Below are 21671 nucleotides of genomic sequence, written 5' to 3'. Positions count from 1 at the left end.
GGGGGGGGGGGGGGGGGGGGGGGGGGGGGGGGGGGGGGGGGGGGGGGGGGCGGGGGGGGGGGGGGGGGGGGCCCCCCCCCCCCCCCCCCCCCCCTCCGGCACGGTCCGTCAGGCCAGTCGGCGATAGGCCGCCAGGTTCTCGAAGTACGAGGTGTCACGCCAGTCCGGCCGGGTGTCGTCGAGGTCGCACTCGGCGCCCTTGAGCCGTTCGACGATCTTCGAGACGGCGGTCTCGGAGCCGTCGAAGCGGATCACGTTGCGGCCCCCGAGATCCGCGGCGGGCCGCACCTGGCCGACCTCCACGATGATCGTCCGCTCCGGGTAGGCCATCAGCGCCATGCCGAGCTCGATCAGCACGTTCTGGCGGGGCTGGCCGGTCAGCTGGGTCTCGTAGGAGGGCTCGTTGTCGCCCAGCAGGTGCGGGTGGAGCTTGGCGACGTCGTCCGGGGTGAGCAGCACGAGCGCCGCCTGCGCCTGCGACAGCGCCTTCTCGATGACCTCGCCGAGGAACGGCGCGGTCCCCCCGGTGCTCCGCACCAGCCGCTCCCACTCCAGCGGGCGCAGGTCGAGCCGGCGCAGCAGCCCGAACATCGCCGTACGCACCTCCTCGTCGCGGCCGTGCACGACGAAGACGCTGCGGCTGCGGCCGTAGGTGGCGCGGGCCTGGGCGGCGCGCGCCGCCTCCTCCTCGGCGGACTGCCGGTCCTCCTGCGGGGTGTTGTAGACGTTGTAGCCGAACCCGCTCTGCCGGCCGCCGAAGAAGTTCTGGCTGTTGTCGCCGCCGGTGTTTCCCTGGCTCATGGTCACGTCCCCGCTTTTCCTGATGAACCGCCGCTGGACGGCTGGTAGTTGTAGCCGAAGTTGCTCTGCTGGCCGCCGAAGAAGTTCTGGCTGTTGTCGCCCAGCAGGATGTTGGTCTGCGCGCGGTTGTGCTCCTCGAGGTCCACGTCGTGCTCGTGGAGGAACGCGCCGATGTTCTCGAGCAGCCGGCGCTCGACGATCTGCATGTACTTCACCGCGTCGGACTGCTGGAAGAAGTGGTGGTACGTCTCGCTGGTGGCCAGTTCCCGGACGCTGGCCAGCGCACCGCAGTTGCGCCAGCGGTTGACGTAACGGCCGATCCGGAACTCGCTGGTGTCCGTCGTGCGGTCCGAGAGCAGCAGCGCGACCGCGGCCCGCCTGGCCCTGCTGACCCGCCAGGGCTCTGTCCACCGGGCCGCCCACGTCGGCAGGAACCGCTCCGGGACCAGCAGCAGCGGCCACATCCACAGCGACATCCACCAGCGCACCGCGGCCGTGAACATGTCCCACGCCACCCGCACCGCCAGCCGCGCGTCGACGGCGGCGGGCAGCTGGTCCACGAGGTGGAAGTCCGCCACGAGCGGGGCGAGCACATAGGTGTAGAACTCGGTGTGCAGCGTGTTGCCCTTGATGTCGAACCCGACGAAGATCGAGGTCACCAGCTCCTCGTTCCACGACCCGACGCGCACGCACAGGTACTCGCGGGCCGCGTCGTAGTCCTCCCGCCAGTGGATGTCGGGCAGGTCGTCCGCGCCGGGCAGGTCGGACCAGCCGGCGCCGGTGGTGCGGTCGTTGGTGCGGATCGCGGTGGTGAAACGGCGCTGCTCGACGGTCAGCCCCTCGATCCGCTCGTCGGGGCGGGGCTCGTCGCGCAGATCGGCGGCCAGCCGGGCGGCGACCTGGCTGGTGATGTCGTGCACGGTGAACGGGACGACCTGCCTGCGCTCGACGGTGTCGAGGTCGGGCGGGGTGCCGTCCGCGCTCTTGCGCGCCATGATCCGGGTCTTCGGGGCGCCGAGCAGCAACTGCGCGTTGGACCAGTCGCGCAGCGGCAGACCCGCGCCGACGAAGGGCCGGTAGCCGCCGTAGAAGACCAGTCCGCTGCGGCCGGCCTGCTCGTGGTCGATCTTGCGGGCGAGGGCGTCGGTCAGCCTGGCGTGCGCCGGGCAGGCGCCGTCGAAGCCGCCGTCGGGGCCGCTCTCCCGCAACCGGGTCATCAGGACGTGCAGGGTGACGATCCGGCGCAGATAGGCCGCCGCCCACGGCACCCAGCACAGCAGGACCACGCCGAGGAACGGGTTGAGCACCCCGTTGGTGAGCAGCAGGAAGACCGCGAAGTCCACGCCGGCCGCGACGGCCCACTGGATGCGGCGCAGCCGGCGCGCGGCGAGGGCGTGGGCGAGGACCGACACGGCGTCGTAGCCGTAGGAGGGCGCGACGACCCGCCACCGCCTGCGGAGCAGTTCCCGGATGACGGTGCGCCGGTAGCCGGGATGGAGGTAGGCGCCGGCGGACAGCAGCCGGGTGGCTCTGGTGCGTGCGTAGGCGCGGGGCTCCGGCGGCTCCTGCGGTGCCGGGCTCGGAGGACTGGGGTCGAGTACTTCTGTTGCCATGGTGGTTCAGCGCTCCGCTCGTGCGGGCGCACCCCTGCGGGCACGCCCCGGTGGGTGTCAGCCGGTCTGGGTGGCCGTGCCGCTGGTGATCACGCCGTCCTGGACGGTGTACGTGGCGTCGTACGACTTCGTCGTGCCGTCCGTCTGCAGGGCCTCGAGGGCCACCTGCACCTCGTCGCCCGCCACGGACTCGACGGTGACGGTGTCCTGCTCGGTGGTGGCGTAGCCCGAGACGAAGCTGTCGTAGCTGGAGTCGAGGTTCTTGCCGCCGAGGGCCCAGGCGGTGCGGTAGTCGCGGGAGCTGATCGCCGCGAAGTAGGCGGTGACGACGTCGCCGGGTCCGCCGGTCGCGGTCGCGCTCGCAGTGGCGGTGGCGGTGTCCGTCGGGTCGCCGTAGTAGCCGTCGGACGCGGTCGCCCCCGGGGTGCCGGTGTCGTCGTACGGCCATGCGGACGCCGTCGTCGGGTCGGTGTAGACCGGCTGGTCGTCCGCACCGGCCGTGCCGGTGCTGTCCGAGCCGGAGGCGCCCGAGCCGAAGAACCCGGAGTCGGCGCCGGAGCCGGACACCCCGGACGACGACCCGGACGACCCCCCGGCCAGGCCGCCGATCAGGGCCAGGAGCACGGCGAGCAGCAGGGGCGTGGCGATGACCACGAGCCCCCAGGTGCGGGCGGGGCCGCCCGGCGGTATGAGGCCCGGGGCGGGGTAGGACGGCGGCGCGCGATGGGTGGACAGCGGGTCGGGACGCCCGGCGGGCGGCGTCGGCTCTGCATCGGTCATGGGGTTCTCCAGCGGTGACGGCAGTGCACCGCGCCCCGCCCCGGCCGCCCTCACGGCGGTGAACAGCGGGGCGCGACAAGGCGGTTGACACCTACGAGGTGACCAGCGCCACCGCTTCCGTGGCCAGAACCGATCTGCTTCCGATCCGCTTCCGGCCCGCTGCGGAGCCCTTCGGGCGCCGGGTCCGCCGCCCGCGCCCCACGCACAAGAGAACTCCCCGTCCGCCGCCGTACCCACTCCGGATCCGGCCACCGGCCACCCCATCGCGCCGGACGCCGCCTGCGCGTCCGGTGGTCGCCTTAACTGCGTTGCCGGAGCAGGGGAGTTGGTGTCTAGTGACCTGGCACAACACCATCCGAAAGGGAGAAGAGAGTGATCAGACTCAGACGCCTGCCGGCGTCGATGACGGCAGCGGGGGTCGCGTGCGTGCTGAGCGCGGTCCCCGGGTTCGCCGCGACGCGGCACCACGTGGCGACGCCGGACACCGCGTCGACGATGGCCGTCTCGGCACTGTCGTTCAGTACCAGGTCGGTCGATGCCACCTCGGGCTCGGCCACCATCGAACTGGACTGGACGATGACCTCGTCCAACCCGGCCGCCTCCGGCTTCGGCGGTGACGTCCACATCCGCCGGATGAACCCGAAGACCGGCGCCTACATCGGCACCGAACTCGCCGTGAATTTCGACTCCCAGGGTTCACCGTCCGACGGCGTCACCGTCAAGGACGGCGCCACCCCCGCCTCCGCCACGTACGCATGGACCATCGCCGTCCCGCAGTACGGGGCCACGACGAAGACGACCTGGGCGGTCTCCGAGATCAAGGGTGGAGACGGCGCAGGAGACTCGCTCGACTGGACCGCGCCCCGACTGTCCGCGTTCCCGCGCAGCTTCACGGCCAGAACGACGGCGGACCAGGGCTACCCGAGCCTCGACCAGGTCGCCCTGGCGCAGGGCACGCAGGCCACCGTCTACGAAGCCCCCGGCCAAGGGGCCACGCTGCGGTACCAGCTCGACAGCCAGGAGAGCAGGTCCGGCGTGTACGGCGGAACGGTCGTGGTCACCGGTCCGGGCGGCCGTACCGCCCGTGGATCCTTCGCCATCGGCTGGGACTGGAGCGAGGGCTACCAGGGCTGCGGCTACATCGACTGGATGCAGCGGCAGGTCCTCGACTGCGCCGTGTCCCTGTCGCTGCCGGCCGGCCTGCCGGAGGGCGACTGGAAGGTCGCCGAGGTGGACCTGACCAGCAACGCCGGAGTCACCCACGCCTACACCGGGCTGTCCGAAGCCGCGGTGCACGTGACCTCCGACAGCGTGCTGTCGGCGAGCGGCTTCGCGTTCACCCCGAACCAGATCGACAGCTGGCACTCGCCCGTCCCGACCGCACAGCTGTCCCTGCGGCCGTCCGGCGCCGTGGGCGGGATCAGCTCCGTCCAGCTGACGAACTGGGGAGACAACGCCAACGAGTGCACCCAGCTGTCCACCACCCCGACCGTGCAGGCCGACGGCACGGTCACCGTGCCGGTGCGCGGGCTGCCGCGCCGGTTCAGCTGCCGGCTCACGGGTGTGATCATCACCGACGGAAACGGCGACCAGGCCGTGTACGGCTCGTCGTTGGGCGCCCCTGACATCGATGCCACGCTGACCAACCTCCCTGACACCGTGCTGCCCACGGTGGACGCGGTCACGATCTCCCCGGACTCGGTCGCGGCCGACGACACCCAGACATGGATCAAGCTGACGATCGACGTGTCCGCCTCCACCGCCGGGGTGAACGGCCTCGACCTGTACCTGGTCGACGCCTCCGGGCACACCTATCCGATCCAGTCCGGTGGCGTGTCCACCACCTTCTCGGGCCCGATCGACGAGTACTTCACGCTGCCGCAGGGCACCGCACCCGGCGCGTACACCATCGGTTTCCGGCTCCAGGACCAGGGCTACCAGACGGTGAGCTACGGCCTGCCCGGCAGCGGCAGCCGGCCGATGCCCGGCGGACCGGTCACCCTCACGGCCACCGCCCCACCGACGACCGGCTGACCAACTGAGCCGCGGGGCCCGGCACGCTGACGCCGGCGACCGGGTGGGCGGCGGCTGCCGACGACGCCACGAGCGGCTCGGGTGCGGTGGGGGGTGTGGCGACGGCGGGCAGGTGGGCGCGAGCTCCGCGACTGCGTCCGTGCGCTCGCCGTGGCCGTCGGATGTGTGACCGTGCCGCCCGGTGCTCCGGCACCCGGCGGCACCCCTGGGCGGGCACAACCGCGTCCGTCGGCGTCAGCTCTCGGCCGGCTGCGTCGGCCGCGGCGCCGAACCGTCCGGGCCCGTACGGCGGTTGGCGTCGGGGAACGTCAGGTCCGTCGCCTCCAGGGGCGCCTGGGCAGACGGCGCGGGGCGGGGCAGGGCGGTGGGCGGGTCGGCGCCCAGGCGTTCGCAGGTCAGCGCCGAGACGAGGATCGCGTCGTCCACGGCGATCCGCAGCACGCCCGGCTCGGCCGCGGCCAGCGTGCAGGGGCTGTGCAGTCCGTGGCGGGTCAGCGCGCCCAGCAGCCCCGCAGTGAACGCGTCGCCCGCGCCGACGGTGTCCACCACCGCGACCTTCCGCCCGGGACGGCTCAGGCTCCCCGCACCTGCGTGGAAGACATGGGCGCCGTCGGGACCGTCGGTGAGGACGACGAGGAGTGCGCCGAGCTCCAGCCAGCGGGCGGCGATCTTCTCGATCGGCGTGTCCGGGTAGAGCCACTCGACGTCCTCGCGGCTGGCCTTGACGAGGTGGGCGGTGCCGACGCCCCGTTCGACGGCCTGCCTGCCGCGCTCCGGGTCGCCGAGGAGGGCGGGGCGGACGTTGGGGTCGTAGCTGATCAGCGTCGTACCCTCGGCGCGCAGGCGTCGGGCCACGGAGTGGATGTGCCGGTCGGCCGGCGGCGTCCAGGAGGCGACCGAACCGAAGTGCAGTACGGCCGTGTCCCGGGGGGCGAGGGCGGTCTCCGTCTCGCTCCACTGCCAGTCCGCGGTGCCGTCCAGGTAGAAGTCGTAACTCGCGCGCCCTTCCGCGTCCATGGAGACCACGGCGAGCGTGGTCGGTTCGGTGGCCGCCGGTGCGCGGGTCAGGTCGACGCCCTCGGCGGCGGCATGCGCGCGCAGCAGTCGGCCGAAGGTGTTGTCGGCCAGCCGTGCCATGAGCGCGGTGCGGTGGCCGAGCCGGGCGAGGCCGATGGCGACGTTGAACGGGCTGCCGCCGGGCTGGGCGCGGTAGTCGCCGGGGGCGTCGAGCTGGACCAGATCGATGAGGGCTTCACCGATCACGGTCACGGCCGGGGGCTGTGCCGCGGCTGGTACGGCTTCAGTCATGGCGGGGTCCTTCGGCCGGGATCTCGCCGGAGCCCCGCTCGATCAGCCGGGTCGGCACGGTGACGGTGCGGGTGGGCGATTCGTCGCCGTCCAGGCGGCGGAAGAGAATCTCGGCGGCGGTTCTGCCCACCTCCTCGACGTTCTGGGCGATGACGGAGATGCCCGGGTCGAGGATGTCGGCCAACGGGAAGTCGTCGAAGCCCACGTGGGCGACGGTGTGCTGCAGCCCGAGGGCGCGCAGGGCGCGCAGGGCGCCTATGGTGACCAGGTTCTGGCTGGTGAAAAGCGCCGTGGGCGGATCCGCCAGCTCCAGCAGCTCCTCGGTGGCGGCCACGGCGGCCTCTTCGCTGGCCGGCACCTGCCGCACGATCTCGTCGTCGTACGTGAGGTGCGCGACCTCCAGCGCGTGCCGGTAGCCCTCGAAGCGCTGGGCGGCGGTCGGGATGGAGGCGCGGTCGCCGAGGTAGGCGATCCGGCGATGACCGGCCTTGAGCAGGTGGTTGACGGCGGTGATGGCGCCCTGCCGGTTGTCGGAGACGACTGCGTCCGCGTCCAGGAGACCGGCCTCGCGGTCGACGAAGACCATGCGGGTGCCGGAGCGCTGTTCGCTGATCAGGTAGCTCTGGTCGCGTCCCGCCGGGACGATGACGAGCCCGTCCACCCGGCGGTCCACGAGTGCCTGGGCCAGTTCCCGTTCCCGCGCCGGGTCCTCGTCCACGCTGCCGACCAGCACCAGGACTCCGCGGTCCCGGGCCACGTTCTCGACGGTCCGGGTCAGCGCGGCCGAGAAGGGGTTCGCGGCGTCCTCGACGAGCATGCCGATGGTGGCGGTACGACCGTCGCCGCGGCGCAGACTGCTCGCGGTGAGGTTGGGACGGTAGCCCAGTTGGTCGGCGGCCTCGCGGACCCTGGCGACGATCGCGGGATCGACGGTCGGGACGCCGTTGAACACGCGCGAGACCGTCTTGATGGCGACTCCGGCCAGCGCCGCGACCTCACGCATGGTGGGGCGGCTACGGGTGGACCGGGGCGGTGCCTCGCCCTGAGTCATCGTTGTCTCCAACCGGATTCACGTTACCTACTCGTTGCCGACGCATGTTTATCAGCGTCTTGACGCGCTCGTCCATACAGGCCCAGTATCTCGCCCAGTCAACGTTGTCTCAGCGTCGGCCAAGGGACGGATCCGAAAGGGATCGAGCCATGAACTTCTCCACCAGTCACCTGTCGAGCCGCGCCGGCCGGCGTACCCGGGCGGCGGCGATCGGCGTCACGGTCTGCCTCGGCGCGACGCTCGCGGCCTGCGGTTCTTCCAACGGGAGCTCTTCCTCGTCCGCCTCGGGCAGCGGCGACAAAGTGGGTGTCTCGCTGATCCTCAAGACGCTCACCAATCCGTACTTCGTGAGCATGGAGAAGGACGCCAAGGCCCAGGCCGCCAAGGACAACGTGGGTCTCACGGTGGCGGCGGGCACCAGCGACGGCGACACCCAGACCCAGATCACCGCCATCGACAACGCGATAGCCCGTGGCGACAAGGGCATCCTCATCACCACCAACGGCGACGCCGTGAACGCCGCCCTCGGCCGGGCCAAGCAGGCCGGTCTGTTCGTGATCGCACTGGACACCGCGCCGAACCCGGCCAGCACCGCGGACATCACCTACGCCACCGACAACGAGCAGGCCGGCAAGCTCATCGGCCAGTACGCGGCGGCGGCCCTCGATGGCAAGCCGGCCGTCATCGCCATGCTCGACCTGTTCAACAACCAGGTCGTCTCCGTGGACATCAACCGCGACCACGGCTTCCTGGAGGGCATGGGCATCGACCCGGGCAGCAAGACCGAGAACGGCAAGGAAGCCAAGTCCGGCAGGTACACCGGCGGCAAGGGCGGCACGTACAAGGTCGTCTGTCACCAGCCGACCCAGGGCGCCATCGACGGGGGGCGCACCGCGATGGAGAACTGCCTGTCGGCCAACCCGGACATCAACGTCGTATACGCGATCAACGAGCCCGCCGGCGAGGGCGCGTACAACGCGCTGAAGGCGGCCGGCAAGGAGAAGCAGGCCGCGATCTACGCGATCGACGGCAGCTGCTCCGGCCTGAAGAACGTCACCAGCGGTGAGTTCGCCGCCGACGCGGTGCAGTACCCGGGCAAGATGGCGGCTCTCGGCGTCAGCTCGATCGCCAAGCTGGCCCGCGGCGGCAGCAAGCCCAGCGTGACCAACGGCAAGTCCTTCTACGACACCGGTACCGCCCTCGTCGCCGCCAAGTCCCTGGACGGCCTGACCGTGCAGTCCCCCTCCCAGGCCACCTCCGCCTGCTGGGGCAGCTGACACCCCGCCGGGTGCGGCGCCGCGGACCGTCGTGACGGCACCGGCGTCGCACCCGTACCCCACGAGCCCATGAGCCCGTACCAGGGAAAACACCGGAAGGACCCCCTGTGACCACCCACGTGGACAAAGCCACACCGGCACCGGCGGAGGAGTTCCTCAACAGGCCCGCCACCCTCAGCCAGCGCATCCACTCGGTGCTGCACCGCCAGCCGGCCCTCAGTCCGGCCATCGTCCTGGTGCTCGCCGCCGTGGTGTTCTCCCTGGTGAACGAGCGCTTCTACGCGTTGCAGAACCTCTCGCTGGTCGCCCAGCAGGTGGCCGTCATCGGGTCGCTCGCCGTCGGCCAGACGGTCATCATCCTCACCGCCGGCATCGACCTGTCGATCGGCGCGGTGATGGTGCTCTCCTCGCTGCTCATGTCGAAGCTCGTCGCGGACAACCACTGGCCCGGCGTGTTCGCCCTGCTGGCCGGAGCGGTCGTCGCGATAGCCGCCCAGGCCGTCAACGGCTTGCTGGTGACCAAGATCAAGCTGCCGCCGTTCATCGTCACCCTCGGCACCCTCAGCGTCTTCACCGCCATCACCCTCATCTACGCCAAGGGCCAGACCGTCGCCCTGCAGCCGGGCAACATCCTGCTGTGGAGCGGCCAGACCGTCTCCCTCGGGCAGCTGAACCTCACGTACGGCGTCCTCCTCATGATCGCCCTGTACGCGGTGATCGGCTACGCCCTGCGCTACACGGCCTGGGGCCGCCACCTCTACGCGGTCGGCGACGACGTCGAGGCCGCCCGGCTGGCCGGCATCTCCGTCAACCGGGTGCTGCTCAGCGCCTACATGGTGGGCGGTTTCGCCATCGCCGTGGGCGCCTGGATCCTGGTCGGCCGGGTCGGTGGCGGGGACCCCAACAGCGGTCTCAACGCCAACCTGCAGTCCATCACCGCCGTGGTGATCGGCGGCACCAGCCTCTTCGGCGGCCGCGGGGTGGTCTTCGGCTCGCTGATCGGCGCGCTCATCGTCCAGGTCTTCGTCAACGGTCTCGCGCTGGCCGGCATCGACCCCAACTACCAAGTCCTCGCAGTCGGCATCCTGGTGATCGCGGCTGTCTCCGTCGACCAGTGGATCCGGAGTGTGAAGTCGTGACGACCGCCACCACCCCCGTTCTCGAAGCCAAGGGCCTGGTCAAGCTCTTCGGCCGGGTCGTCGGCCTGAACAGCGTCGACCTCACCCTCCACCCCGGCGAGGTCCTCGCCGTCATCGGCGACAACGGCGCCGGCAAGTCCACCCTGATCAAGTGCCTCTCCGGCGCCCTCGTCCCGGACCAGGGCAGCATCCTGGTCGACGGCAAGGAGGTGCATTTCAAGCGTCCCCAGGACGCCCGCGACGCCGGCATCGAGACCGTGTACCAGACCCTCGCCGTCGCCCCCGCCCTGGACATCGCCAGCAACCTCTTCCTCGCCCGCGAGATCCGCCGCAAGGGGGTTCTCGGCTCGGTGTTCCGCATGCTCGACACCGGCGAGATGAAGAAGCAGGCCGCCGATCACATCAAACGGCTCGGCATCGGCACCCTGCAGAACATCAACCAGGCCGTGGAGACCCTCTCCGGCGGCCAGCGCCAGTCCGTGGCCGTCGCCCGCACCGCGGCCTTCGGCGGCCGGGTGGTGATCCTCGACGAGCCCACCGCCGCGCTCGGCGTCCGTGAGACCGGCCAGGTCCTCAAACTCGTCCGCGACCTGCGCGACCAGGGCCTCGGCGTCATCCTCATCAGCCACAACATGCCCAACGTCTTCGAGGTCGCCGACCGCATCCACATCCAGCGCCTCGGCGCCTGCGCCGGTGTCATCACCCCCGAGTCGCACTCCATGGAGGACGCGGTGGCCATCATGACGGGCGCGAAGAAGCTCGCACCCGAAGCGAGTTGAAGGGAACGGCACGGGAGTGACCGCCGAGTACCGGATCACCGAGAGCCGCCTCGGCGGCGAACCCACCCTCGTCGTCTCCGCACCGGACGACTCGGCATGCGCCGTGCTCGCCCTGCGCGGTGCGACGCTGCTGAGCTGGCAGGTCGGCAGCAAAGCGACCGGCCGCCGCGCGGAACTGACCGACGGCTACCGGGACGAGAAGGAACTCCTCTCCCAGGACGGCGTACGCGCCGGCCTGCTGGCCCCCTTCCCCAACCGCGTAGCCGACGCCCGCTACCACTACGACGGCCACGACCACGACCTGCTCCCGGGCGCCGACGGCGACCGGCTGATCTACCACGGCTTCGCCCGCGAGACCCCCTTCGAACTCGCCCACGCCACCACGGCACCCGACTCCGCCCGCCTGCTCCTGCACACCACGAGCATCCGGCCGGGCACCTACCCCGGCTACCCCTTCGCCCTCGACCTCACCGTCGAATACACCCTCACCGCCGACGAGTTGAGCGTCGGCATCCGCGCGACGAACGTGGGCGACACCACCGCCCCCTACGCGGCGGGCTGGCACCCCTACTTCGCCCTGTCCCGTCCCATCGACGACCTGACCCTGCACATCCCCGCGCACACCCTGATCCGCACCGACGCATCCCTCATCCCCCTGCCCGGCGAGGACGCCCGGCTCCCCCTGGACGACCGCCCCACCATGGACTTCCGCACGCCGAGACGACTGGGCGACGCGGTCGTCGACGCCTGCTACGCGGACCTCACCCCCGGCCCCAACGGTCGGATCGAGACGGTACTGACCGACCCGGCGACCGGCGAGGAACTGCGCGTCTGGCAGCACAACGGCTACCTGCACGTCTTCACCGGTGACACCCTGGCCCGCGACCGCCGCGCCTCCATCGCCCTCGAACCCGTCGAGACGATGACCAACGCCTTCAACCGCGCGGAACACGCGGCCGCCCTCGCCCTCGAACCCGGCCGAAGCCGCACGTTCGCCTTCGGCGTCAGGTACACGGCTCCTGCGATCAGGTGACGTCGCGAGGACGCTGCACTCGGCCCGGCACTGCCGCACCCGTCATCAGGGCGAAGCAGGCACCGCCGAGGATGCCTTCACAGCTGCCGGCGACCGTCGCACGACCGGCAACCCGGCCCCGGGCCCCGGGCCCCGGGCTCCGCGTTCCACCACGACCGGTCAGGCAGCACCGCCTCGCTTTGAACGGAGAGCGCCCAAGACTCGGGCTCAGGCGCTGCTGCGGCGCCCTCGCTCAGCGCAAGCTCGTCGGCGACCGACGACATCCGGCACGCCCGCGCACGCCATGACCAGGCGTCCGGACCGTCGGCCGGTGGCCCCCGCCGTACGCGGCGAATGGACCCCGGCCGGCGGGGGGTCTCACTCAGAGCCCCCTGCGCCCCCGCCGTACGGCGGGGGCGGCGCCGCCCAACTGGTCCGCCAGGCAGGCGAGGTAGAGCGCCATGGTGGTCCGGTGCTCGCGCAGGGGGCGGCCGGTGATCTGCTCGATCTTGTTCATCCGGTAGACGACGGTGTTGCGGTGGACGTGCAGGGCCGCGGAGGCCCTGACGAGGTTGAACCCGTTCTCGCACCAGGCCGTGATCGTGTCGCGGAGCGCCGGCCAGTCCGGTTGGGCGCGCAGGTCCGCGGTGGTGAGGTCGAGCAGGCGGTTGCGGGCGGACTGGCTCACCGCGGTCAGCATCTGGTGGACCCGCAGATCGGTGATGAGGTGGACGGCGGCACCGCCCGCCACGCGGGTACCGAGGCGCAGCGCCTCGCACGCGTCCTGGTAGGAGTCGTGCAGCCCGCCGACGGAGGTGGCCGGCTCGCCGATGCCCGCACGGGCGGCCAGGCCGTCCTGGGCGGCGATGACGTCGGTGACGCGGCGGCAGTCGGCGGCCAGGGACTCCGTGGAGCCGCCGGCCGGCAGCCGGTGCAGGACGCCGATCCAGCCGGGGGCCGTGGTGGCGATGATGTCCTGGGGGTCGGCGAAGACCTCGCCCACGGTGCGGAGCAGTTCGGAACGGACCAGTGCCAGGGTGGGGGCGCCCTGGCGATGGGCGGCCGCGGCGGGCACGGTCACCTCGAACGCCACCGCGACCCGCCGCAGCCGCAGGTCGAAGCCGAGTTCGGCGGCCCGGAACACGAGGAAGTCGCCCTCGACGACCTCGGGATCGTAGGCGGCGATGTCGGCCAGCAGCTTCTCGCCCGCGCGCTCGGCCAGCAGCCGGGAGCGCAGCATCACGGACTCCCGCAGCAGGATCTCCGTCTGCCGCTTCACCAGCAGCCCGAACCGCCGGACCTGGGTCGGCGTCCCGGTGATCCCGACGGTCCCCACCGCCTGCCCGCCCGCGATCAGCGGCAGGGTCATGCCGGGGCGCACGCCACGGAGCTGCTGAGCCTGGGACGCGTCGTGCGTGGCGGCCTCCTGGGTGCGGACGACCTGCACGGACGCCTCGTGGAAGGTGCCGACGCGGCTGCTGTCGCCGCTGCCGATGACCATGCCCTCCGCATCGGTGATCAGCACGTTGAAGCCGATGACGGCGGAGGTGTCCCCGGCGATCTCCTGCGCGAGTGACGGGCTCAGCACGGGCGTTCCTCCCGTCGCGGGGCGGGCCGGGCTTGGACGCACCGTACAGGGAGGGGAACGATTCCAGCCACAACTGTGTACGAAGTGACCGGTGACGTACGACGGGCCGCTCCTTAGCGTATGGCCCCAATCACCTCCCCGCCGGGGGCACAACGCGGTGAACGGCGGGTTCCCTCAGCCGGAACGGAAGGCTCATGCCGATGATCCGTGTGCGCTCCATCGCCGCCTCTTTGTCAACATTCCTCCTGCTTTCCTCCGTTGCCGCCTGCGGCTCGGGCGGTGACGACGCTCCGAAGAACGTCTCCGCGAAGACCGCCGCGCTGGGCACCCTCACGCCCGGCGTCATCAAGGTCGCCGTCGAGCCGTACGCGCCGTACACCACCGTCCAGGGAGGCAAGATCGTCGGCCTGGACGGCGACATCCTCGCCTACGCGGCCAAGAAGCTGGGCCTGGAGGTCAAACCGCAGGTGACGGACTTCGCCGGCATGCTCGCCGGGGTGCAGTCCCGCCGGGTCGACATCACCATCGGCGGGGTCGCCTGGTCCGCCGACCGGCAGAAGCAGGGCCTGTTCACCGACCCGCCCTACTACTCGCCCCCGGCGATGGCCGTCCGCGACGGCAAGACCTACAAGACGGTCGACGACCTGGAGAACCTGAACCTCGGCACCGTCGAGGGCTACGTCTGGGTCAAGTCGATCCAGTCCGTGCCCGGCGCCAAGCTGCACGCCTACCCGGACGCCAACGGTGTCTTCGACGACCTCGGCGCGGGCCGCGTCGACGTCGGCTTCCTCGACCCGCTGCTCATCATCGCGGCCGAGAAACAACGCCCGGACCTGAAGATCAGCACCGAGTACCTCACCCCGCCCACCGCCGCGCAGGTCAAGGCCAAGCCCGCCTACTCCTACTTCCAGCCGTACCAGACCGGCTTCTACCTCCCCAAGCAGGAGTCGAAGCTGGAGAAGGCGATCTCCGCGCAGATCGACGCCATGTACCGGAACGGCGAGCTGGCGAAGCTCATCAAGAAGTACGGCGGCGATCCCGAGCAGTTCCTCAAGCCCTCGGCCGACATGGCCACCGCACGCCGGGGCGTCGACCGGCCCGCGGACTGGACCCCGCCGTCCATCGGCCAGTGAGGGGATGACATGTCCGGCTTCTTCCAGGTCCCCTGGTCCGACTACCGCCCCGACCTGACCGGCGCGCTCGGCCGCACCGTGTCCTACACCGTGGTCAGCTTCGCCGGCGCGGTGGTCCTCGGCCTCGCGGTGGCGCTGCTCCGGCTGAGCCGGCTGTGGCCCGCACGGGCCCTCGCCGCCGTCTACACCGAGGTGTTCAAGAACGTCCCCCTCCTCGCCATCATCTTCCTCGCCTACTTCGGCCTGGCCTCGGCCGGCATCCGGCTGGACGTGTTCACCGCCGGCTGCCTGAGCCTGATCGTCTTCTACGCCGCCTACCTCTCCGAGATCTTCCGCGCCGCGATCAGCGGGGTGCCCGCCGGACAGACGGAGGCGGGCGAGGCACTGGGCCTGGGCCGGGCGGGCATCTTCGGCCACGTGGTGCTGCCGCAGGCCGTCCGGCTGGCCCTGGCCGGCACCAACACCATGCTCGTCGACCTGCTGAAGTCCACCTCGCTGCTCGTCACCATCTCCGCCGCCGAGCTGATGTCGGAGGGGCGCCTCATCACCTCGGCCACCTTCCGGGCGCTGGAGGTGTACCTGGTCATCTCCGCCGTCTACTTCGTCCTGTGCTACCCGCTCTCCCAGTTGCTCCTGCTGCTGGAACGGAAGGTGCGGGCCGGCGTCCCCCTGTCCCCGTGGCGCCGGCGGCGGATCCGCGCCGCCCGCGCCCTGCTCGCCGCCGAGCCGGCCACCGGCCCCGGCGCGGCGACGGCGACCGACCGGAAGGAGGCGGCCGTATGACCGAGCCCGTCACCACCGCGCGCACCACCAAGTCGCCGGCCCCCGCCGAGGCGGTCGTACGCATCGAGGGGCTCCGCAAGTCCTTCGACGGCCGCGTGGTCCTCGACGACGTGAACCTCGAGGTCGACCGGGGCAGCATCGTGAGCGTCATCGGGCAGAGCGGCGGCGGGAAGACGACGCTGATGCGGTGCGTCAACCTGCTGGAGTCCCCTGACGCGGGCACGGTCGAAGTGGCCGGCGAAGTGGTGCACCAGGGCGGCCGGAAGATCTGCCGGGACCTGCCCCGGCTGCGCCGCACCGTCGGCATGGTCTTCCAGAGGTTCAACCTCTTCCCGCACCTCACCGCCGTCGAGAACGTCGTCCTGGCCCAGCGCAAGGCCGGCGTCCCCGAGCAGGAGGCACTGGAGCGCGCCGTCACGCTGCTGCGCCGGGTCGGCGTGGCCCACCGCGCCCTCGGCCGGCCCGAGCAGCTCTCCGGTGGCGAACAGCAGCGCGTCGCCATCGCCCGGGCCCTCGCCCTCAAGCCCGAGGTGCTGCTCTTCGACGAGCCCACCTCCTCCCTCGACCCGGAGGCCACCCGCGAAGTGCTCAGCGTGATGCGGGAACTGGCCGCGGACGGCATGACGATGCTGCTGGTCACGCACGAACTCCCCTTCGCCCGCGAGGTGTCCGACCACGTCGTCTTCGTCGACCGCGGCCGGATCGTGGAGGAGGGCAGGCCGCGGGACGTCCTGGACAACCCCGCCCAGGCCCGGACCCGGGAGTTCCTCGCCTCGTACGGATCCGCGTCATGACCGCCGTGCCCGGTCTCGTGGGCGACGGCCCCGTCGTGGTGGTCGGGGGCGGCGTGGTGGGCCTCTGCACGGCCTACCACCTGGCCGAGGCCGGCGTCCCCGTGGAGGTCGTCGAACGGCGCGGCCTGGCCTCGGGTGCCTCCCGCGGCAACGCGGGCTGGGTCTGCCTCAGCCACTCCACCCCCGTCCCGGCCCCCGGCGTGGTGCGCTACGCCCTGCGCTCACTGGGCCGCCCGGACTCACCCCTGTACCTGCGACCCCTGCCCGACCCGGCGTTCGTACGGTGGCTGTGGCGGTTCTGGCGCAGCAGCACACCGTCCGCCTTCCAGCGCGGCTACACGGCGATCGCCGAGCTGAACCGCGGCACCTTCGACCTCTTCGACGGCCTGCGCGCGGCCGGGGTCGACACGACCCTGACCCGTCCCGGCATGGTGCACGCCTTCCTGTCCCCGGCCGAGGCCCGCCACCACCTCGCCGTCCAGCGGGAGATGGCCCACGGCCGCTACCCACTGCCCGACGACGTCGTCACCGGGTCCGCGGCGCGACTGCTGGACCAGGCACTCTCGGACGGAGTACGCGCGGCGTACCTCGTCGAGGGGGAGGGCGTGGTCGACCCGGAGGCGTTCGCCCGGGCGCTCGGCGAGCGGCTCGCCGCGTCCGGGGTGAAGATCCACGAGAACGCGGAGGTGACCGGCTTCCGCACCTCGGGGAGCGGGGGCGGGGTCACCGCGCTGCGCACCACCCAGGGCGACATCCCCTGCGCGGCCGTCGTCATCGCGGCCGGCATGCGCTCCTCGACCCTGCTGAGCCGCCTCGGGCAGCCGCTGCCCCTCCAGGCGGGCAAGGGCTACAGCTTCTCGGTCGACCTGGACCCGGCTCCCCGGCACCCGCTGTACTTCGGCGAGCGCCGGGCCGTCGCCTCGCCGATCGGCACCACCACGCGCATCGGCGGCACGATGGAGCTCAGCGGCAACAACAACCGCCTCGACTGGCGCCGCGTCGTCGCCGTCGCCCTCGCCAGCCGGCACTACCTGGGCCGCTGGTTCGACGACCCCGACGACCTGGTCGGCCTGATCCGCGACCCCTGGGTCGGTGGACGGCCCTTCCTCCCCGACGGCCTCCCCGTCATCGACCGCGTCCCGGGCCACGCCAACGCCTACGCGGCCACCGGCCACGGCATGCTCGGTGTCACCCTGGGCCCGGTCACCGGCCACCAGCTCACCCGGTACGTCCTCACCGGCCGTCGCCCCGAGGCCCTGACACCCTTCCGCTTCGACCGGCTCCGCCGGTGAACTCCGCGTTCCGGTGGGGACGTTCGGGCCGCACGTCCCGAACGTCCCGAACGCACCCGTGGTCTGCCGGAGCGCGCGGCTCCAGGAGTCAGGACGGCGGCTCGAGGACCGCGTCGACGACGTAGATGGTGGCGTTGGCGGCCTTGATGTTGCCGCAGACGATGTTCGCCTTGCCGTTGACCTTGAAGTCGGTGCCCGAGCCCGAGGTGGTCAGTTTGCTGCCTTCCAGCGTCTTGAAGGAGCCGTGGGAGAGTTCGTCCGGGGTGATCTGCTGATCCACGACGTGGTAGGTCAACAGCTTCTTCAACTGCCCCTGGTCGGCGAGGAGCGAGGCGAACTGCGACACGGTCACCGTCTGGAAGGCCTGGTCGTTGGGGGCGAAGACGGTGATGTCCGGCTTCCCGTCGAGGGCGCCGTTCAGGTGCGCCCTGACCGCGGCCGAGACCAGATGGCTGAGTTGCGGATACGCGGCCGCGGCCTCCACGACCTTGTCCTTGGCCGTGCTCACCTTCTGGGCGAGCCCCGCACAGCCGGTTCCGAACGTGCCCGACGGGCTGGGAGACGCGTCCTGTGCGTGGCCCTGCGACGCCGTACCTGCCAGCGTCAGCGGGACGGCCACCAGGACTGCCGCCGTGGCGTTTGCCGTGCGCATGCGCATGCGAGTGAACCTCATCGCAACCTTCCTCCCGTGGAGGCGTGAACACTGCAGAGGTCTGGACTGCGGAATTCTTCGTTTCCGGGGGCGGGACGGAGCGGCTGCCGCGCCATGGCCTCGGGGCATCGTCACCCGGCCACTCAGCGAGGGTATCCAGCAGTGGCCGATGACCGCATCTCGAAAGCCCGGACACGGCGAACGCCCCGTTGCCGGGCGGTGCCCGGAGCTGCCGCGTGCAGTTCTCGATGCCGTCCTGCCTGGTCGGCGCGGTAGGGCTGGGGGACCGGACCCTCTCGTGACACCCCGTGCGACAGCGGCGCCCGACGGCGCCCCGCGGACGACGGGCGCCGGCGCGGCGTTGCCGGCGCGCGCCCCGCGCCCCTGCCGTACGCCCCTGCGCCCGGCTCGCGCAGCGCCCCCGCGCGCATTTCGTCTTTCTACGAAGCCCCGAAACCCACCTTGCTTTCGGGCAGGGTGCCCGGTCCTTCAGGGCCGGGGTGAGTGCCCGTTCCCGCGGAGCGGGGCAGGGAAAGCCGAATCGCCGCCAGGGCGATTCGGCGTCGCCGCTCATGGCGCTGGGGACGACCACAAACAGGCAGTGGTGACGGGGAGTTGAGGGCCCTGTGGCCGGTGGCCGGCCACATCGGCAGCCGGGAGCGGTCACTCACACAGGTGAGGGTGATCGATGGCCTGCCCGGTCGGGGAACTCGTGGGCTAGGTTCACCGCATGTCACGCTTCCGGATGTACCCGACGAGTGAGCAGGCGGGCATCATGCTCGACCACTGCGCGCACGCCCGGTACGTGTGGAACCTCGCCGTCGAGCAGCACTCGCACTGGTGCAAGGGCCGCAGGGCCGCGCCTGGTTTCGCTGAGCAGTGCCGCCAGCTCACCGAGGCCCGGCGGGAGAACGCATGGCTGCGCGCTGGTAACGCCGATGTGCAGCAGCAGGCCCTGAAGGACTTCGCCAAGGCCAAGAACGCCCGGTTCACCTCCGGCTTCGGTGAGCCGACGTGGCGCAGGAAGTACGTGCACGAGGGCTTCCGCGTCATCGGCACCGACCGGGTCGCGGAGTTCAAGGCGGACGGGTCGCCGAAGCTGAACGCCAAGGGCAAGCAGGTCATGGGCCGCTCCGTGGTCGTGCAGAAGCTGAACCGGCGGTGGGCGCACGTGAAGGTGCCCGGCTGTGGATGGGTGCGCTTCCGCTTGTCCCGCAAGGGCAAAGGCGCCCGCCTGCCCGCTGCGAAGACGTTCCGTGTCACCTTCCGCAACGGTCAGTGGCACATCGCGTTCGCCGTCCTCCCCGAGCCGGTCGACGGGCCCGGCACGGGTGAGGTCATCGGCATCGACCGGGGCGTGAAGATCACCGCAGCCTTCTCCGACGGGCGGAAGCTGAACTGCCCGCAGCTCACTGTCAAGGAGCGGGCCCAGATCCGCAAGTACCAGCGCCGGGCTGCCCGCGCGCCCAAGGGCAGCGAGGCCAAGACCGCCGAGTACGCCAAGGTCGCCAGACTCAAGGCGCGCGAAGCTGACCGGCGTAAGGACTGGTGTGAGAAGACCAGCACGATGCTTGCCGGCACCTATGGTCTGGTGCGGTTCGAGAAGCTGAACATCAAGAACATGACCCGCTCGGCGAAGGGGACGGTCGAGCAGCCCGGCATGAACGTCCGGCAGAAGGCCGGGCTGAACCGGGTGATCCTCGCCCAGGGGTGGGGGCTGCTGCGGCAGCGTACGGAGGACAAGGCTCCGGGCCGGGTCGAGGACGTCCCCGCACCCTTCACCAGTCTGCGGTGCAGTGCCTGCGGATGGATCGAGAAGAAGTCGCGCAAGAGCCAAGCCGACTTCGTCTGCGTGTCCTGCGGGTTCACCTGCAACGCCGATGAGAACGCAGCGAACAACGTCGCGGCAGGACAGGGCGGTTTCCCCCGCCCCCCGGCGGTCAGCCGGTGCCGGAGGGGTGACAGCGGCCACCGGCCGTTCGAGCGCCCGTGAACCTCAACCCATCCGGGTTGGAATCCCCCTCTTTTAAGGAGGGGGAGGATGTCAACTGGACTGCGACCCCGCCCAGGCCGCCTGGCTGCCCACCGGCACCAGCATCGTCACCACTCTGCGGCCCGCGCTGGCGCGCCTCACCGGACTGCTCCGGGACCCCGACCGCGCCCCACCACCGCCCCGGCCGGCCCCGCCCCCGGCCCGCGCCGAGGGACACATCACCCCGGACCTGCTCTTCGACCTCCTGCACACCCGGCTGCCGCGCGACCGCGTCCTCGTCGAGGAGGCGCCGAGCCACCGGGACACGCTGCACGCGCGCGTGCCCATCGCGTCGAGCGGCGGCTTCCTCACCACGGGCAGCGGGGCGCTCGGCTGGGGCCTGCCCCTCGCGGTGGGCCGGGCGCTCGCCGACCGGCGCCGGGTGGTGTGCGTGGTCGGGGACGGCTCGGCTCTGTACTCGGTGCAGGCCCTGTGGACCGCGGCCCGCCACGCGGCACCGGTCACCTACGTCCTGCTGGACAACGGCGGTTACGCGGCCGTCCGCGCGCTGGGCCGCCGCATCGGCATCGCACCCGTCCCCGGCACGGACATCGCGGGCATCGACTTCGCGGCCCTCGCCGCATCCCTCGGCTGTCCCGCGGCCCGTGCCGAGCACCCCGAGGAACTGCCGGCCGCCCTGGACCACGCCCTGGACCGCGGCGCCGACGCCGGCCCCTTCCTCCTGCACGTCGCGGTCACCGACGGCACGGACACCCTCTACGACCCCGGGACCGGGTGACGGGATGCTGCGCCTCGACTCCGTCAGCCGGCACTTCGGCGACCAGCACGTCCTGGACGGCATCACCCTGACCGTGCCCGACGGCCAGCTCCTCAGCGTGGTCGGCCCCTCCGGCTGCGGCAAGTCCACGCTGCTGCGCACCATCGCCGGACTGCTGCCCGCCCAGCAGGGCACCGTCACGATCGACGGCACACCGGTCACCGGCGTACCGGAACACCTCGCGGTCGTCTTCCAGGAGTACGGACGCTCGCTCCTGCCCTGGCTCACCGTCCGCGACAACGTGGCCCTGCCGCTGCGCCGCCGGGGCCTCACCCGCACCGCGCGCCGCGCCGAGGCCGACACGATCCTCGAACGCGTCGGGCTGCACGGCGTCGCCCGCCGCCACCCCCGGGAACTCTCCGGCGGCATGCAGCAACGCGTCGCCATCGCCCGTGCCCTCGTCTGCCGGCCCTCCCTGCTCCTCATGGACGAGCCGTTCGGCTCCCTGGACGCGGGCACCCGCGAGGACCTGGAGGACCTCCTCCTCCACGTCCACCGCACCGACGGCACGACCATCGTCTTCGTCACCCACGACATCGACGAGAGCGTGTACGTGGGCGACCGCGTCGTCGTCCTCTCCCCGGGCCCCGGCTCCCACATCATCCGCGACCTCCCGGTCGCCCTACCGCCCGACCGGGACCAGATCACCACCCGCAGCTCTCCCGGTTTCGTGGCCCTGCGCACGGAGGTGGGCCGGGCGGTACGAGGCGCCCCACGGGAAGACCCGAGATGAGCACCCGCCAGGCTCTGCCGTCTGCCGTCTGCCGTCTGCCGTCTGCCGTCTGCCGTCTGCCGTCTGCCGTCTGCCGTCTGCGTCGGGTTCCG

19 protein-coding genes are annotated in these 21671 nt (G+C 71.6%); 12 read left to right on the top strand and 7 right to left on the bottom strand.

Features of this window, described 5'->3' with window-relative positions; translation table 11 throughout:
* Nucleotides 1-108 precede the first annotated feature (108 nt).
* From ACFY0P_RS36460 to ACFY0P_RS36450, 3 genes are read right to left on the bottom strand one after another with little or no spacing between them, the layout of a single operon-like run.
* Nucleotides 109-801, bottom strand: a complete 693-nt coding sequence (locus tag ACFY0P_RS36460; protein WP_388923174.1) for a TIR domain-containing protein — start codon at nt 799-801, stop codon at nt 109-111.
* A 2-nt stretch (nt 802-803) separates the two neighbouring features.
* Nucleotides 804-2414 carry a hypothetical protein gene (locus tag ACFY0P_RS36455; RefSeq protein ID WP_388923171.1) on the bottom strand — a complete coding sequence of 537 codons (1611 nt, stop codon included), beginning with the start codon at nt 2412-2414 and terminating at the stop codon, nt 804-806.
* Nucleotides 2415-2471: 57 nt separating this feature from the next.
* On the bottom strand, nt 2472-3194 hold the full coding sequence (locus tag ACFY0P_RS36450; protein WP_388923168.1) for a hypothetical protein: 723 nt from the start codon (nt 3192-3194) through the stop codon (nt 2472-2474).
* A gap of 372 nt (nt 3195-3566) precedes the next feature.
* Between ACFY0P_RS36450 and ACFY0P_RS36445 the strand changes: the two genes are divergently transcribed.
* Nucleotides 3567-5228, top strand: coding sequence for a hypothetical protein (locus ACFY0P_RS36445; protein ID WP_388923165.1), 1662 nt, complete (start codon nt 3567-3569; stop codon nt 5226-5228).
* A 234-nt stretch (nt 5229-5462) separates the two neighbouring features.
* Here ACFY0P_RS36445 and ACFY0P_RS36440 read toward each other — a convergent pair whose 3' ends face one another.
* Both ACFY0P_RS36440 and ACFY0P_RS36435 read right to left on the bottom strand, forming a co-directional pair.
* The gene (locus tag ACFY0P_RS36440) at nt 5463-6536 is read right to left on the bottom strand and encodes a carbohydrate kinase (RefSeq protein ID WP_388923163.1); all 1074 of its coding nucleotides are present in this window, start codon (nt 6534-6536) and stop codon (nt 5463-5465) included.
* Nucleotides 6529-7587, bottom strand: a complete 1059-nt coding sequence (locus ACFY0P_RS36435) for a LacI family DNA-binding transcriptional regulator (RefSeq protein ID WP_388923160.1) — start codon at nt 7585-7587, stop codon at nt 6529-6531. The genes ACFY0P_RS36440 and ACFY0P_RS36435 overlap by 8 nt, the downstream gene beginning before the upstream one ends.
* Before the next feature lie 149 nt (nt 7588-7736).
* Between ACFY0P_RS36435 and ACFY0P_RS36430 the strand changes: the two genes are divergently transcribed.
* The 4 genes from ACFY0P_RS36430 (at nt 7737) to ACFY0P_RS36415 (ending at nt 11815) form a co-directional block, all read left to right on the top strand.
* The gene (locus ACFY0P_RS36430; RefSeq protein ID WP_388923157.1) at nt 7737-8864 is read left to right on the top strand and encodes a substrate-binding domain-containing protein; all 1128 of its coding nucleotides are present in this window, start codon (nt 7737-7739) and stop codon (nt 8862-8864) included.
* Between the two features lie 107 nt (nt 8865-8971).
* Nucleotides 8972-10003: an ABC transporter permease gene (locus ACFY0P_RS36425; RefSeq protein WP_388923154.1), complete on the top strand. Its 1032-nt coding sequence runs from the start codon at nt 8972-8974 to the stop codon at nt 10001-10003.
* On the top strand, nt 10000-10782 hold the full coding sequence (locus ACFY0P_RS36420) for an ATP-binding cassette domain-containing protein (protein ID WP_388923151.1): 783 nt from the start codon (nt 10000-10002) through the stop codon (nt 10780-10782). The genes ACFY0P_RS36425 and ACFY0P_RS36420 overlap by 4 nt, the downstream gene beginning before the upstream one ends.
* A gap of 16 nt (nt 10783-10798) precedes the next feature.
* Complete coding sequence (locus ACFY0P_RS36415; protein WP_388923148.1) at nt 10799-11815, top strand: aldose 1-epimerase; 1017 nt, start codon at nt 10799-10801, stop codon at nt 11813-11815.
* A gap of 361 nt (nt 11816-12176) precedes the next feature.
* Here the strand turns inward: ACFY0P_RS36415 and ACFY0P_RS36410 are convergent, their stop codons facing one another.
* Complete coding sequence (locus ACFY0P_RS36410; RefSeq protein WP_388923145.1) at nt 12177-13382, bottom strand: CdaR family transcriptional regulator; 1206 nt, start codon at nt 13380-13382, stop codon at nt 12177-12179.
* Nucleotides 13383-13576: 194 nt separating this feature from the next.
* On the opposite strand from ACFY0P_RS36410, the gene ACFY0P_RS36405 reads away from it, so the two are divergent.
* The 4 genes from ACFY0P_RS36405 to ACFY0P_RS36390 are packed head-to-tail and all read left to right on the top strand — an operon-like array spanning nt 13577 to nt 17384.
* Nucleotides 13577-14515 carry a substrate-binding periplasmic protein gene (locus tag ACFY0P_RS36405; RefSeq protein WP_388923142.1) on the top strand — a complete coding sequence of 313 codons (939 nt, stop codon included), beginning with the start codon at nt 13577-13579 and terminating at the stop codon, nt 14513-14515.
* 9 nt (nt 14516-14524) lie between these two features.
* Nucleotides 14525-15298: an amino acid ABC transporter permease gene (locus ACFY0P_RS36400; RefSeq protein ID WP_388923139.1), complete on the top strand. Its 774-nt coding sequence runs from the start codon at nt 14525-14527 to the stop codon at nt 15296-15298.
* On the top strand, nt 15295-16092 hold the full coding sequence (locus ACFY0P_RS36395; RefSeq protein WP_388923136.1) for an amino acid ABC transporter ATP-binding protein: 798 nt from the start codon (nt 15295-15297) through the stop codon (nt 16090-16092). Before ACFY0P_RS36400 ends, ACFY0P_RS36395 begins: the two co-directional genes overlap by 4 nt.
* Nucleotides 16089-17384 (top strand): NAD(P)/FAD-dependent oxidoreductase, encoded by a 1296-nt coding sequence (locus ACFY0P_RS36390; protein ID WP_388923133.1) that lies wholly within the window; start codon nt 16089-16091, stop codon nt 17382-17384. Before ACFY0P_RS36395 ends, ACFY0P_RS36390 begins: the two co-directional genes overlap by 4 nt.
* Before the next feature lie 88 nt (nt 17385-17472).
* Here the strand turns inward: ACFY0P_RS36390 and ACFY0P_RS36385 are convergent, their stop codons facing one another.
* Entirely contained in the window at nt 17473-18057 is a 585-nt protein-coding gene (locus ACFY0P_RS36385; RefSeq protein WP_388923130.1) for a fasciclin domain-containing protein, read from the bottom strand.
* A gap of 709 nt (nt 18058-18766) precedes the next feature.
* On the opposite strand from ACFY0P_RS36385, the gene ACFY0P_RS36380 reads away from it, so the two are divergent.
* From ACFY0P_RS36380 to ACFY0P_RS36370, 3 genes are all read left to right on the top strand, one after another.
* Complete coding sequence (locus ACFY0P_RS36380) at nt 18767-20029, top strand: RNA-guided endonuclease InsQ/TnpB family protein (protein ID WP_388923127.1); 1263 nt, start codon at nt 18767-18769, stop codon at nt 20027-20029.
* 319 nt (nt 20030-20348) lie between these two features.
* Complete coding sequence (locus tag ACFY0P_RS36375) at nt 20349-20807, top strand: thiamine pyrophosphate-dependent enzyme (RefSeq protein WP_388923124.1); 459 nt, start codon at nt 20349-20351, stop codon at nt 20805-20807.
* A gap of 4 nt (nt 20808-20811) precedes the next feature.
* Nucleotides 20812-21579, top strand: a complete 768-nt coding sequence (locus ACFY0P_RS36370; RefSeq protein ID WP_388923121.1) for an ABC transporter ATP-binding protein — start codon at nt 20812-20814, stop codon at nt 21577-21579.
* Nucleotides 21580-21671: the final 92 nt, after the last annotated feature.

Origin of the sequence: Streptomyces sp. NPDC001714, from assembly GCF_042892755.1 — a bacterium.
Lineage (GTDB): Bacteria > Actinomycetota > Actinomycetes > Streptomycetales > Streptomycetaceae > Streptomyces.
This window is presented reverse-complemented; position numbering and strand designations above follow the sequence as displayed.